Origin of the sequence: Croceibacterium segetis (assembly GCF_011320115.1) — a bacterium.
GTDB classification, from domain to species: Bacteria; Pseudomonadota; Alphaproteobacteria; order Sphingomonadales; family Sphingomonadaceae; genus Croceibacterium_B; species Croceibacterium_B segetis.
In genome coordinates this window covers 24,103-36,417 of the sequence record NZ_JAANOZ010000009.1, presented here as the reverse complement: position 1 = coordinate 36,417, position 12,315 = coordinate 24,103, and the positions used below count along the sequence as shown (strand labels likewise).

Below are 12,315 nucleotides of genomic sequence, written 5' to 3'. Positions count from 1 at the left end.
GATGGTTCGCAGGAGCAATGGCCGCCCGCTAGGAAATCGCCGTTCGCTGGGGCATAGGCGAGCTGTGGACGAGCACTTGCGCACTACCGACGAGCTCACTGCCGAAGGGCCGCTGCTGTTCGGCCGCGTGCTCGACGGCGAAGGCGGGGCGCGGACAATCGGCTGGGAGGCGGCCCAGCGCTGGCGTCGCGGGCTCGGCCACGAGGTCCTCTGGCTGCACTTCGACCGCACCGTGCCCGGCGTGCAGGCCTGGCTCGAGGCGCGCGGGATTCCCGAGCCGACTGCCGAACTGCTGACCAGCGACGAGACCCGCCCGCGGGCATTTCGCGAAGGCGACGCGCTGGTCGCGACCTTGCGCGGGGTCAACTTCAATCCCGGAGCAGAGCCGGAGGACATGGTTTCGATCCAGGTCTGGTCCGACGGGGCGCGGGTGTTCACCTTGCGGCGCCATTCGATGCAGACCACGCGCGAGGTCGCCGGTGACCTCGACAAGGGCCATGGCCCGCGTGACGCCGGCGGGCTGATCACCTTGCTCATCGAGCGGATGATCGTGCGGATGAACCACTCGATCGTCGACATGAACGAAGCGATCGACAAGCTCGAGCTGGCACCGGTCGATGCCGATCCTGCCGGAATGCTCGCCGAGATCACCGTCATCCGCCACAATTGTCTCGGCCTGCAGCGGCACATGGCGCCGCAGCACGACGCGCTCGAGGCGATCCGCCGCGAGGCCCCGAAATGGTTCGAGGACCACGACCGGCGCGAGATCGCCGAGGCGATCGACCGGCTGCGCCGCTACCTCGACGACATCGACATCAGCAAGGAAAGCGCGGTGGTCCTGCTCGACGAGCTGCGGGCGTTCACCGCCGCCCGCTCGCAGCGGACCAACTTCCTGCTCACCGTGGTCGCCTCGATCTTCCTGCCGCTGACCTTTCTCACCGGCCTGATCGGCATGAACGTGGTCGGCATTCCCTACGCCAACCACCCGTGGTCGTTCTGGGTCATCGTCGGCGTCTGCCTGGCTATCGCCCTCGCGCAAGTCCTGCTGTTCCGCCGCTGGAAGTGGCTGTGAGCATGGGCGGAAATCAGTCCTCGTAATCCCCGCCCGGCAGCTGCAGCTCGCCGGGGCCGTAGAGGTACGAAGGATCGAATTCGCAGAATTGGGCCAGCGCGGCGGGATCCGGGCACTGCAGCTTGCCGTGGCGAAAGGTCGCCCCGGTCTCGTCGCGCAAACGGCGCAAGGCGCGGCTCATGTGGACCGCGGTGGTCCCGCACATCGAGGCGAGCTGCGCCTGGGTCAGCGGCAACGAGAACCCGTTCGGGCCGCCGAGGCCGACCATGTCGAGCCGGCGGCAGATTTCGCAGAACACGTGGGCCACGCGCTGCGCCGCGTTGAGATCCTCGAGCTTGAGGATCCATTCGCGGTGGATCGCCGCGTCGAGCAGGGTGGCGAACCACAGCAGGCGCGCGAGGTGCGGCTGGCGGTCGATCACCTGGCGAATCCGGGCGTGCGAGACACGGCCGATTTTCGCCTCGCCGAGGGCGAGGATGTCGTGGTCGAGTCGCTTGAGCGCGAACGCCGGCAAGTCGACGAAGTCTCCGGGGACCTGCAGGCCGACGATGTGGGCGTGCCCCCGGCGCTCGATCACGCGGATGGCGAAACCTTCGACCAGGATCGTGCTGCTCGAGCATTCGGCCCCGCGGCGGGCGATCGGTTCGCCACCGGCAAGCTTGTGCTCGCTCTCGATCAGCTCCTCGACCACCTGCATTTCCTGATCGGCCATCGCGCTGCGCAAGCGCCCCCTCAGGAAACGCCCGGTGCGCGGGAAGCGCTGCAACTCACGCTGGAGATTGCTGGCCAAGGCGTCGAATCCCCTCTTACGCCGCAGGTACCGGCCCAAGGATGGTTAAGAACGGCGAGGGCCGCTGGAATATCAAGAGTTTGCGGCTTGTCCAGCTTTACGGTTAGCGTTACCGCCGTGATTAGAGCCGCAGCTCGAGCAGGAATTCCTCGTCGCGCTGGTTGCCGACCATGAAGCCGATGTCGGCGATCTTGGAAAATCCGTAGCGGGCGTAAAACCGCTGCGCGGCGTGGTTTTCGCTCCACACCGACAGCTGCACCGCGTCGCAGCCCAGCGCGCGCGCCTCTGATAGCGCCCACTCCATCAGCGCCGCGCCGGTGCCGTGCCCGGTCATACCGGGGGCGCAATAGAGCTGGTGCAGCGCGAGTGGACGAGATGCGTCCGATTCGGGGGCGAATTCACTCGGCCAGTGGATCAGGGCATAGCCGGCAATCACGCCATCGGCGTCGGCGAGGGCGATGCGCGTCCCCGGGTCGGCCATCTCCTGGCGGTACACGTCCGCCGTCCGGTGCTCGGCGAGAAACGCGTTCAGGTCCTCGGCGCGGTAGAGATGGCCGAAGGCGGCGACGAAGGCGTCGGTCGCCAGCGCGCTCAGCGCCTTGGCGTCCTCCTTGGTGGCGCGGCGCAGGACCACGCTCATGCCGGGTGCAGCACCCGGCTCATGCACAGGCTGAACTCGTCGCCGACGTAGTCGCCGAAGTCCTCGCACTCGGCGAAGCCGTGCTTGCGGTAGAGCGATTGCGCCGGAAGGTAGGCCTCGGGCCGCCCGGTCTCGAGGCCGAGCCAGGAGTAACCGCGCCGCTGCGCCTCGGCGACGAGACGGAGCAGGATCGCCTCGCCCGCGCCTTTGCCGCGATAGGCGGGTGTGGCGCGCATCGACTTGAGCTCGCCGCGGGCGGGGTCGATCTCGCGCAGCGCGCCGACAGCGGCCAGCTTTTCGCCGTCCCACGCCGAATAAAAGGTCACATCGGGCTGCCGCAGCCGCTCGACCGGCATGGCGTGGACTTTGCACGGCGGCGAGAGCGCGTGCATTTCGGCGAGGTGAAAGGCGAGCAGGTCGGTCACCTCGGCGCTTTCGAGATCGTCTTCGATGATGCGGTATTCCGGCATGGCGCGCTTGTGCTAGGGCGCGGGCATGCTGGCAAGATGGGTCGTTGCGGCAATCCTGACGGGGCTGTGCGCCCTCGCCCCGGCCCACGCGAAGGATTCGAATATCATGGCCGACAAACACTGGAGCCTCGCCATTCACGGCGGCGCGGGGGTGATCACCCGCGACCGGCTCGACGAAAAGCAGCGCGGCGGGATCGAGGCCGCGCTGGGCCAGGCGCTCGATGCCGGCTCGACAGTGCTCGCCGCGGGCGGCAGCGCGGTCGATGCGGTACAGGCGGTGGTCGAGGTGCTCGAGGACGATCCGCACTTCAACGCCGGGCGCGGCGCGGTGTTCACTTACGAAGGCAGCAACGAGCTCGACGCGGCGATCATGGACGGCAGCAACCGCGCCGCCGGGGCCGTCGCCGGGGTCACCCACATCCGCCACCCGGTCGCGCTCGCCCGCGCGGTCATGGCCGACAGCCCGCACGTGTTCCTGAGCGGCGCGGGGGCCGAGGAATTCGCCCGCGAGAAGGGCTTCGAGATGACCGATCCGGCATGGTTCGCCACCGAGTCGCGGCGCAAGGCGCTCGAGGAATTCAAGGCCCGCAAGGTCAGCTGGTTCGATATCGACCTCAAGTACGGCACCGTCGGTGCGGTGGCGCGCGATGCACAGGGCCACGTCGCCGCGGCGACCTCGACCGGTGGGCTGACCGGCAAGCGCTGGGGCCGGATCGGCGATTCGCCGGTGATCGGCGCGGGCACTTACGCGGACGACCGCACCTGCGCCGTCTCGGCCACCGGGGCGGGCGAATTCTTCGTCCGCGCCGGCGTCGCCCACACGATCTGCGACCGCGTGCGCTTCCTCCACGAGACCGTCCAGGAGGCGGCCGACGCGACGATCAAGGAAGTCGGCGAACTCGGCGGCGACGGCGGGGTAATCGTCGCCGGGCCGGACGGCACCACGGCGTTCTCGTTCAACACCCCGGGCATGTATCGCGGTCGGGCCGACAGCTCGGGCATGCACGAGATCGCCATATTCGGCGACGACTAGCTCAGCCCCGCTTCATCGCCTGGCGGTAGGTGCCGAGCATGCGCAGCTCCTTGCAGTGGAAGGCCAGCTCCTCGAGCGCGCGGTCGACCGCCGGGTCGCCGGGCGCACCGACGATGTCGGCGTAGAACATCGTCGCCGAAAAGCTCGCGCCCTTCTGGTAGCTTTCGAGCTTGGTCATGTTGACGCCGTTGGTGGCGAAGCCGCCGAGCGCCTTGTACAGCGCGGCAGGGATGTTCTTCACCTCGAACACGAAAGTGGTCATCGCCGGGGCGCCGCCGAGGCTCGCCGGGTCGAGCGGCTGGCGGGCGAGGACCACGAAGCGGGTGGTGTTGTCGCTCGCGTCCGCGACGTTCTCGGCCACCACCTTGAGGCCGTAGATATCGGCGGCGATCCGTGGGGCAATCGCGCAAACCTCCGGGTCGCCCTGTTCCTTGACGAACGCGGCGGCGCCGGCGGTGTCAGGATAAGTCAGCGGCACGATGCCGCGCTCGCGCAGCCAGTTACGGGTCTGGCCGAGCGCCTGGGGGTGCGAATAGGCGGCGGCGAACGGTCCGTCGCCGGTCGCCATCACCGCGTAGCGGATCGGCAGGAAATGCTCGCCGACGATCGACAGGCCGCTCTCGGGAAGCAGGAAATGGATGTCGGCGACGCGGCCGTGCTGCGAGTTCTCGATCGGGATGATCGCGCTGCCCGCGCGCTCCTGCTTCACCGCGTCGAGCGCGTCGTCGAAGCTGAAACACGGCAGCGGCAGACCGTCGGGCGCCCACTCCATCGCCGCCCGGTGGGAGTTCGCCCCGGGCGCCCCCTGGAACGCGACCGCGCGCGCCGGATACTTGGCCGCGGCGGCGACCATCTGCTCGACCAACGCGAGCGCCGGAGTGGGAAAGCTGTGCATCGGCGGCGCGGGTAACCGCATGGGGCCCAGGGGACAAGCGAATTGCCGTCTTGCGAACAGCGGACTCGCCCACTAGAGCGGCGCCGGAGTTCTCCCCCGAAGGCAGTAGTCTCACCCGATGACCGACCGTTTCAACACCATCGCCGGCTGGCTTCTCTTTTCCGGAATCGTCGCCCTCGGCCTTAACGCCGTGAGCGAGCGCGTGTTCGACGCGAACAAGCCCGAGCGGCCCGAGACGATGGGCTACCCGATCGAAGGCGTGGTCGAGGGTGGCGCCGAAGCCGGCCCCGATCTCGGCACCCTGCTGGCGGCCGCGGACCCGGCGGCGGGACAGAAGATCTTCGCCAAGTGCAGCAGCTGCCACACCATCGACCAGGGCGGTGCCAACGGCATCGGCCCGAACCTTTACGGCACGGTCGGCGAGCCGATCGGCATGGGCAAGGCCGGATTCGCGTTCTCGGGCGCGCTGTCGGGCCATGGCGGCAACTGGACTTACGAGAACTTGTTCGACTGGCTCAAGAGCCCGAACGCGTTCGCCTCCGGCACCAAGATGACCTTCGCCGGTCTATCGAGCCCCGAGGACCGCGCCAACGTCATCGCCTACCTCAAGGCCAACGGCGGCGGGCCCGACTATCCGGCGCCCGCGGCACCGGCAGCGGACAAGGCCGATGCGGCGGCGGCCACGGCGCCTGACGCGGGTCCTGGCGCGGCCGTCTCCGGCGCAGACGCGAATCCGGTCGAAGCGGCGGGTGCCGCCGGTCAGCCCGCGCCGGTTGCCGGCAAGGCGGCGGATTCGTTGGCCGACTCAGCGGCGCACTAACCGCCCCCCTTGAATCCCTGAGCGACGACGTACCACTCGGACGAGCCCTTGCGGCTCGCCGGGGGCTTGGCGTGCTTGACCGTGCGGAAGTGCTGCTTGAGCAGCGTGAGAAGCTCCGCGTCGGTGCCGCCCGCGAGGACCTTGGCGACGAAGGCGCCGCCGGGTGCGAGCGTCTCGACCGCAAAGTGCACCGCCGTCTCGACCAGCCCCATCGTCCGCAAGTGGTCGGTCTGCTTGTGGCCGACCGTGTTGGCGGCCATGTCCGACAGCACCAGGTCGGGCGCTCCGCCGAGCGCCTCGGCCAGTGCTGCCGGCGCCTGGTCGGCCATGAAATCCATTTGCAGGATCGTCACCCCCTCGAGCGGGTCGGTCGGCAACAAGTCGATGCCTACCACCGCCGCCTTGGGCGCGCGCTTGCGGACGACCTGACTCCACCCGCCCGGGGCGATGCCGAGGTCGACCACTCGCTCCACGCCCTTGAGCAAGCCGAAGCGCTCGTCGAGCTCGGCCAGCTTGTACGCTGCGCGGCTGCGGTAGCCTTCGGCCTTGGCCTGCTTGACGTAGGGATCGTTGAGCTGCCGCTCGAGCCAACGGGTCGAGGAGGCGGTCCGACCGCGGGCGGTCTTGACCCGTCGGCCGAGGTCCTTGCCGGGGCCGCTCACCCTTCTTCCCGCCCGCGCTTGAGGCTGGCGCGGGCCTGAGCGCCCTCGGCCTCTGCCGCCATCAGGCTGCGCAGGATGCCTTCGCGAATGCCGCGGTCGGCGACACCGAGGCGGGGGGCGGGCCACAAGTCGAGGATCGTCTCGAGGATCGCGCAACCGGCGACGACAAGGTCGGCGCGTTCCTGACCGATGCACGGCAAAGTGCGCCGGTCGGCCGGGCTCATCCCGGCGAGCCGCGAGGAAATCCCGCGCATCGATTCGGACGGGACGATCAGCCCGTCGACGGCCTTGCGGTCGTATTGCGGCAGCTCGAGGTGGACGCTGGCGAGCGTCGTGACGGTGCCGCTGGTGCCGAGCAGACGCAAGTCCGGTGCCTGGTGCTGCTTTACCCGTTCGGCGAATTCGGCGAAGCTTTCGGCAACCACACGCCGCATCTCGGCGTAGCGCGCTGCGCGCGTCGCTTCGTCGGCGTGTTCGTCCTCATGGCCGACGGTCTCGGTCAGCGAGACGACGCCCCAGGGCACGCTCTGCCAGTCGACGATCCGCGGCACCGGCCCGCCGGGCTCGATCAATACCAGCTCGGTGGAACCGCCGCCGATATCGAAGATCATCGCCGGGCCGATCCCGTCCTCGAGCAGGATGTGGCAGCCGAGAACCGCGAGGCGGGCTTCTTCCTGGGCCGAGATGATGTCGAGCGCGATGCCGGTCTCGCGGCGGACCCGTTCGATGAATTCGGCGCCGTTGCTCGCCCTTCGGCAGGCCTCGGTCGCCACCGAGCGGGCGAGGTGGACGTTGCGGCGGCGCAGCTTGTCGGCGCAAACCCGGAGGGCGCCGACCGCGCGGTCCATTGCCGCGTCGCTCAGACGCCCGGTCTGCGCGAGTCCCTCACCGAGACGAACGACGCGGCTGAAGGCGTCGATGACGACGAAATTCGCGCTCGCCGGGCGGGCGATCAGCAGGCGGCAGTTGTTGGTGCCGAGGTCGATCGCGGCATAGGCCTGGCGCTGGTGAGGGAAGTGCCGCCGCTCTGGCGCGTCGCCGGTGCCCGCCCGCGGCGCGTCGGGTGACTGTCCAACCTGCCCGGCCAATTCTTGCGACCGTTGCGGCGGTGAGTGATCCGCCATGAGAAATCCAGACTTTCAAGTTTCCACCCGCCTTGCGGCGGGGACCTGGGGTCAGGCTAGCGGAGCGGAAGGATGGGGGCAAGCACGCGGCTTCCACGGCGTGGAACCAGCGGGTTGACGCGCGCTGGACGCCAACCTAGATGCGCGCCCTTCGTTGCCCCGTCCTCTAACGGTAAGAGAGCGGACTCTGACTCCGTCAATCAAGGTTCGAATCCTTGCGGGGCATCCAATCTTCTTTCGCCCGGCGCCGGTCACCGACGCCGCGTCCGTGCGGAGGGCCCCCCATAACCGGCGGCCAGACTGCTCCACCTTGGAGCAACCTCCAGCCTTTTCCACAAATCGCAGTTGAACGCCGGGCGCGGAACGGTTAGCCTAGATTTTTACATGAGAAATCATGCGCTTCCCCTATCGGGAGGCGGAAGGGGGCATGGATGGGTCGCAAGGCGCGGGCGTTCCGCGAGCAGAAAATTCGCGATTCCGGCGGTTCGAGATGATGGCTTCGCGGTCGCCGGCCGAAGCGATGGCCGACGAATGCCGGGTCGAGTTCGCCGCCGCGTTCGAGGCCTTCGATCCCCGGCCCAAGATCGTCGTCGATTACGACCAGTGCGTGCTGTGGTGCTGCGACGATGCTCCGCGCTTGCTCGACGGGCCGATGCCGCTGTGCATCCGCAAGGGCAAGCTGATCGTCGACGACGATGAACTGAGGAGCGAGTTCGTCGAATTCCTTCACAACGTCGGTCCCGACGTCCAGCGCAAGCTGATCCGCGGCAAGGCCAAGCGCCACTGGGCCGTGCTGCGCGCCTGGAAGCCGGCGCACTGGGACCGCGCGGTCTGCGTGCTCGCCAGCCCGTCGCTGCCGCTGCGGGACATCGTTGCGTGCGGCCTCGCTGCCGAGCTCAAGCTGACCAATGCGGAGATCCGCGTGCTCAAGGAATTCGCCGAACTCAACTCGCCGAAGCAGATCGCACGCGACCTCGGCGTGTCGCTGAGCACGGTGCGCAGCCATCTGAAGCAAATTCACGCGAAAGCCTCGGTGACTACGTCGCTGCAATTGCTGCGCCTGACGCACACCTTTTGCTCGGGTTGAGCGAGGACGTGGATTGTCCCGAAACGGGACCGGCGAGGCGTAACACACGGATAATTCTTAGGTTCCCCAGTTGTGGGGATGCGAATCGGCGGCGCGAGTCATAATAATTCGTTAACTTTCGGAAGGTCCATGGGGTTGCCTTTGGGCGCCATTCCGAAGGGATCGTAATTCAATTTCGACCCGGGGGGGTCAATGACAAGGCAAGCCAAGACTTTCGCGCTGGGCGCGATCCTGCTCGCTTGCGCCGCTTACCCGGCGCCGGCGCAGGACATCACTTATCAGCCGGTCGACCCCAGCTTCGGGGGAAACCCGTTCAATTCGGCGCATCTGCTCGGCATCGCCAACGCGCAGAACAAGTACAAGGACCCGAACGCCTCGACTTCAAGCTCGCAGGCGGACATCTTCGCCCGCCAGCTGCAATCGCGGCTGCTTTCGGCGCTTTCGTCGCAGATCACCGATGCGATCTTCGGTGACAACCCGCAGCAGCACGGCACCATCAGCTTCGGCGGCCAGACGATCACCTTCGACCGCGGGCTCGAAAACGTGACCCTGACCATCACCGACGACGACACCGGTGAGGTCACCACCATCGTCGTGCCGACCTTTGTCGAAGTGAACTAGGGCGCGCCGATGTACTTCAAAGCTCTTCTCGCCTGTACCGCCGCCTGCGCCCTTTCCGGCTGCGCCACGGTGACGAACGCTGGCCGCACGCTGTTCCCCGAAACCACTTCCAAAGCCTACATCCCCGACAAGACCCAGACGCAGACGCTGCTCGAGGCGCTTCCCGCGCCCGATCGGCCGGTCGCGGTGGCGGTCTACGGCTTCTCCGACCAGACCGGGCAATTCAAGCCGAGCGAGCAGGGCCAGACGCTGTCGCGAGCGGTCTCGCAAGGCGGTGCCTCGATCCTGGTCAAGGCGCTGCAGGACGCCGGCAATCGCCAGTGGTTCACCATCGTCGAGCGCGAATCGCTTAAGAACCTGCTCAACGAGCGGCAGATCATCCGCGAAATGCGCGAGCGCTACCTCGGTGAGCAAGGCGTCAATCCGAAAGCGCTGCCGGCGCTGCTGTTCGCCGGGGTGCTGCTCGAAGGCGGCGTGGTCGGCTACGACACCAACACCGTCACCGGCGGCGTCGGCGCGGCGTTCCTCGGCATCGGCGGGCACACCGAATACCGTCAGGACACCGTCACCGTGTACTTGCGCGCGGTCTCGGTCCGCACCGGCGAGGTGTTGACCACGGTGACCGCCTCGAAGACCATCGCCAGCCAGGGCATCGGCGCCAACGCCTTCCGCTACGTGGCCTTCAAGGACTTGCTCCAGGCCGACGCCGGATACACCACCAACGAGCCCGACCAGGTTGCGCTCGAGCAAGCGATCGAGAAGGCCGTGTGGGAGCTGGTGCTCGACGGCGCCGAGCTGCGCTTGTGGAACTTCGCCAATCCCGCCGCCGCCCAGCCGCTGCTCCTGCAGTACCGGCGCGAGCGGGACGGCGAGCTCGACCGGACGCAAGTCGCCGAGGCGCTCAGGAACGCGCCGGCGACCGCGCCCTTGAAGATCAAGCGCACCGCCGCGGCCGATGTCGACGGCAAGGCGCTCGGGCCGCTGAAGGGCGGGCGCGAACGAGATTGATCGGCCCCGCCTGGGGCGATCGGACGGCGCGGGCAGGGGCCGGACCTGCCCGGGAAAACGCCGAAGTCTTCCGGTGGCATCGAGGGGGCGTTGCAGCGCCTCCGCGGGGTCGGTGCAAAAAGGCGCGCCGAGGTTGCAGCCCCGACGCGCCCGGATTGACGAAGTTGCTGTGAGACAACCAGGTCTGCCCGGCGCGGTGCGCCGGACAGGCATGGTTATGAAATTCCGGGAGGAGTTTGACAACCATGTTCCAGAACTTGCGCCCAAGGCCGTGCCATTGCGCGACGGCCGTGGCCGTTCCTTCTGAAGCTGAACTCCCCTCCGGATGCGGGATCGCGGCCGGCCTTCGGGCCGCGCCGGCGAACCCCAACGGCCGAAGCCCGCCAACGGGCCTCGCATACCGCGCCGCCGCGCAATTCCGCGCGCCGACGCCGGACACATCCAAGCAAGCAGAGGGAATACACTCATGAAAAGGATTCTTCTTACCTCGGCGTCCGTAGCGGCGCTGTTCGTCGCCGCGCCGGCCATGGCGCAGGACAACACGTCCAACGTCAGCCAGAGCGGCGACGCCCAGACGGCCACGGTCAACCAGACCGGCTCGAACGACGTGTCGAGCATCGATCAGCAGAACGCCAACAACACCGCGCTGGTCAACCAGAACGGCACCACCGGCGGCTCGTCGAGCATCAGCCAGACCGGCACCGGCAACACTGCTACCGTGCAGACGCAGGAAGACGACGGCAGCCTCTATCCGGGCGGACCGTCGGCCGAAGGGGGCAGCTATCCTCCGGGCGCGGCGCCGATCAGCGTGTCGAGCATCACCCAGGGCGGCAACGACAACGCCGCCACGGTGACGCAGAAGACCGCCACCTCGGCGCTCGCCAACACGTCGGGCATCAACCAGTCGGGCAACGGCAACACTGCCAGCGTGTCGCAATTCGACGACTTCCAGACCTCGTCGGTCGACCAGTCGAGCGACGGCAACATCGCCAACGTGACCCAGGGCCTCGATAACGGCGGCGACAATTCGTACGGCAACACCTCCACCGTCGCCCAGGCCGGCGGCGGCGGCAACACCGCCACCGTCTCACAGACCGGGATCTTCGGCATCAGCGGAGTCAGCCAGATCGGCAGCAATGGTACCGCCACGGTGACGCAGCACGATGCTTCGCAGAACCAGACCTCGTACGTGACGCAGGCGGGTGACGCCGACTCGGCGACCGTCGACCAGTCGGGCGACACGAACGACTCCAGCGTCGACCAGCAAGCCAACAACAATGCCGCCGTGGTCACTCAGAGCGGCAACAACAACGGCTCGGCGGTTACCCAGCTGGCGGCCAACAACGCGGCGCGCGTGACCCAGACCGGCAACGGCAACTCGTCGGGCATCTCGCAGAACTCGGCCGCCGGCAGCGGGGGCTACACTTCGACCGAACTCGGTGAGCCGATCCTCAACGATCCGAACTTCTCGAGCTATGTCGACGTGCAGCAGGTCGGTGACGTGCTGAGCTCGAGCGTGACCACCACCGGTGCCTCGAACTTCGCGTTCATCCAGCAGGGCGGCAGCAACAACGCTTCCGGCGTTCTTGCCTCCGGTACCAACACCGCAGCATTCGTCGAGCAGGCCGGTTCGGGCAACAGCTCGTCGATCAGCCAGTCGGGCGTGAACAACAACTACCCGACGACCTCGGAAGTGCCGTTCCCGGGTGGCAACAACATCAGCCTGGCAAGCGGTGTCCACCAGCTCGGTCATGACAACGTCTCGAGCCTGTCGCAGTCGGGCAACAACGACGTTGCCGACGTTTTCCAGTCGGGCGACGCCAACTACTCGGCAGTCGACCAGACCGGCAGCGGCAACAATGCCAATGTCGATCAGACCGGTGACGACAACGACTCGTACCTGACCCAGTCCGGCAACGGCAACACGGCGACCGTGCTGCAGTCGTCGAACGGCAACCTCTCCAACGTCCTGCAGAGCGGTTCGAACAGCACCGCCACCGTCACGCAGGGTTCGTGAGTGAAAGCGGCGGGGCGCCCTCGGGCGTCTCGCCGCCAGGCCTGCCCGGTCCGCTCCTCTTGGCGCGGGCCGGGTT

General features: G+C 67.7%; 13 protein-coding genes and 1 tRNA gene. 8 read left to right on the top strand and 6 right to left on the bottom strand.

The window, feature by feature from the left end:
- The first annotated feature begins 64 nt into the window (after positions 1-64).
- Positions 65-1,072 (top strand): zinc transporter ZntB, encoded by a 1,008-nt coding sequence (locus G7B69_RS11295; protein WP_243415143.1) that lies wholly within the window; start codon positions 65-67, stop codon positions 1,070-1,072.
- Between the two features lie 13 nt (positions 1,073-1,085).
- Here G7B69_RS11295 and G7B69_RS11290 read toward each other — a convergent pair whose 3' ends face one another.
- From G7B69_RS11290 to G7B69_RS11280, 3 genes are all read right to left on the bottom strand, one after another.
- Positions 1,086-1,862, bottom strand: a complete 777-nt coding sequence (locus tag G7B69_RS11290) for a Crp/Fnr family transcriptional regulator (protein ID WP_243415142.1) — start codon at positions 1,860-1,862, stop codon at positions 1,086-1,088.
- A 121-nt stretch (positions 1,863-1,983) separates the two neighbouring features.
- Complete coding sequence (locus tag G7B69_RS11285; protein ID WP_341479185.1) at positions 1,984-2,502, bottom strand: GNAT family N-acetyltransferase; 519 nt, start codon at positions 2,500-2,502, stop codon at positions 1,984-1,986.
- On the bottom strand, positions 2,499-2,972 hold the full coding sequence (locus G7B69_RS11280) for a GNAT family N-acetyltransferase (protein WP_166179276.1): 474 nt from the start codon (positions 2,970-2,972) through the stop codon (positions 2,499-2,501). The genes G7B69_RS11285 and G7B69_RS11280 overlap by 4 nt, the downstream gene beginning before the upstream one ends.
- Before the next feature lie 106 nt (positions 2,973-3,078).
- Between G7B69_RS11280 and G7B69_RS11275 the strand changes: the two genes are divergently transcribed.
- Positions 3,079-4,005, top strand: a complete 927-nt coding sequence (locus tag G7B69_RS11275) for an isoaspartyl peptidase/L-asparaginase family protein (RefSeq protein WP_166179497.1) — start codon at positions 3,079-3,081, stop codon at positions 4,003-4,005.
- 1 nt (position 4,006) lies between these two features.
- On the opposite strand, the gene G7B69_RS11270 is transcribed toward G7B69_RS11275, so the two are convergent.
- Positions 4,007-4,900: a prephenate dehydratase gene (locus G7B69_RS11270; RefSeq protein ID WP_166179495.1), complete on the bottom strand. Its 894-nt coding sequence runs from the start codon at positions 4,898-4,900 to the stop codon at positions 4,007-4,009.
- Positions 4,901-5,018: 118 nt separating this feature from the next.
- On the opposite strand from G7B69_RS11270, the gene G7B69_RS11265 reads away from it, so the two are divergent.
- The gene (locus G7B69_RS11265; protein ID WP_166179274.1) at positions 5,019-5,720 is read left to right on the top strand and encodes a c-type cytochrome; all 702 of its coding nucleotides are present in this window, start codon (positions 5,019-5,021) and stop codon (positions 5,718-5,720) included.
- On the opposite strand, the gene G7B69_RS11260 is transcribed toward G7B69_RS11265, so the two are convergent.
- Together G7B69_RS11260 and G7B69_RS11255 are read right to left on the bottom strand one after the other, a co-directional pair.
- Positions 5,717-6,382 carry an RlmE family RNA methyltransferase gene (locus G7B69_RS11260; RefSeq protein ID WP_166179272.1) on the bottom strand — a complete coding sequence of 222 codons (666 nt, stop codon included), beginning with the start codon at positions 6,380-6,382 and terminating at the stop codon, positions 5,717-5,719. The two genes, G7B69_RS11265 and G7B69_RS11260, sit on opposite strands and share 4 nt — an antisense overlap.
- Positions 6,379-7,506 carry a Ppx/GppA phosphatase family protein gene (locus G7B69_RS11255; RefSeq protein WP_166179270.1) on the bottom strand — a complete coding sequence of 376 codons (1,128 nt, stop codon included), beginning with the start codon at positions 7,504-7,506 and terminating at the stop codon, positions 6,379-6,381. Before G7B69_RS11255 ends, G7B69_RS11260 begins: the two co-directional genes overlap by 4 nt.
- Before the next feature lie 155 nt (positions 7,507-7,661).
- Between G7B69_RS11255 and G7B69_RS11250 the strand changes: the two genes are divergently transcribed.
- The 5 genes from G7B69_RS11250 (at position 7,662) to G7B69_RS11230 (ending at position 12,239) form a co-directional block, all read left to right on the top strand.
- Positions 7,662-7,735 (top strand) — tRNA-Gln (locus G7B69_RS11250).
- Positions 7,736-7,996: 261 nt separating this feature from the next.
- A complete protein-coding gene (locus G7B69_RS11245) occupies positions 7,997-8,593 on the top strand; it encodes a response regulator transcription factor (protein WP_166179268.1) in 597 nt (198 codons plus the stop codon).
- Positions 8,594-8,785: 192 nt separating this feature from the next.
- On the top strand, positions 8,786-9,214 hold the full coding sequence (locus tag G7B69_RS11240) for a curli production assembly/transport component CsgF (RefSeq protein WP_166179266.1): 429 nt from the start codon (positions 8,786-8,788) through the stop codon (positions 9,212-9,214).
- A 9-nt stretch (positions 9,215-9,223) separates the two neighbouring features.
- Positions 9,224-10,222: a CsgG/HfaB family protein gene (locus G7B69_RS11235; protein WP_166179264.1), complete on the top strand. Its 999-nt coding sequence runs from the start codon at positions 9,224-9,226 to the stop codon at positions 10,220-10,222.
- Between the two features lie 466 nt (positions 10,223-10,688).
- Complete coding sequence (locus G7B69_RS11230; protein ID WP_166179262.1) at positions 10,689-12,239, top strand: beta strand repeat-containing protein; 1,551 nt, start codon at positions 10,689-10,691, stop codon at positions 12,237-12,239.
- The last annotated feature ends 76 nt before the right edge of the window (positions 12,240-12,315 follow it).

Bases quoted from the DNA above. Each gene is read 5' to 3' on its own strand.
- G7B69_RS11255 (WP_166179270.1), bottom strand. From the start codon at position 7,506: ATGGCGGATCACTCACCGCCGCAACGGTCGCAAGAATTGGCCGGGCAG.
- G7B69_RS11230 (WP_166179262.1), top strand. From the start codon at position 10,689: ATGAAAAGGATTCTTCTTACCTCGGCGTCCGTAGCGGCGCTGTTCGTC.
- G7B69_RS11270 (WP_166179495.1), bottom strand. From the start codon at position 4,900: ATGCACAGCTTTCCCACTCCGGCGCTCGCGTTGGTCGAGCAGATGGTC.
- G7B69_RS11265 (WP_166179274.1), top strand. From the start codon at position 5,019: ATGACCGACCGTTTCAACACCATCGCCGGCTGGCTTCTCTTTTCCGGA.
- G7B69_RS11245 (WP_166179268.1), top strand. From the start codon at position 7,997: ATGATGGCTTCGCGGTCGCCGGCCGAAGCGATGGCCGACGAATGCCGG.
- G7B69_RS11275 (WP_166179497.1), top strand. From the start codon at position 3,079: ATGGCCGACAAACACTGGAGCCTCGCCATTCACGGCGGCGCGGGGGTG.
- G7B69_RS11235 (WP_166179264.1), top strand. From the start codon at position 9,224: ATGTACTTCAAAGCTCTTCTCGCCTGTACCGCCGCCTGCGCCCTTTCC.
- G7B69_RS11280 (WP_166179276.1), bottom strand. From the start codon at position 2,972: ATGCCGGAATACCGCATCATCGAAGACGATCTCGAAAGCGCCGAGGTG.
- G7B69_RS11240 (WP_166179266.1), top strand. From the start codon at position 8,786: ATGACAAGGCAAGCCAAGACTTTCGCGCTGGGCGCGATCCTGCTCGCT.
- G7B69_RS11285 (WP_341479185.1), bottom strand. From the start codon at position 2,502: ATGAGCGTGGTCCTGCGCCGCGCCACCAAGGAGGACGCCAAGGCGCTG.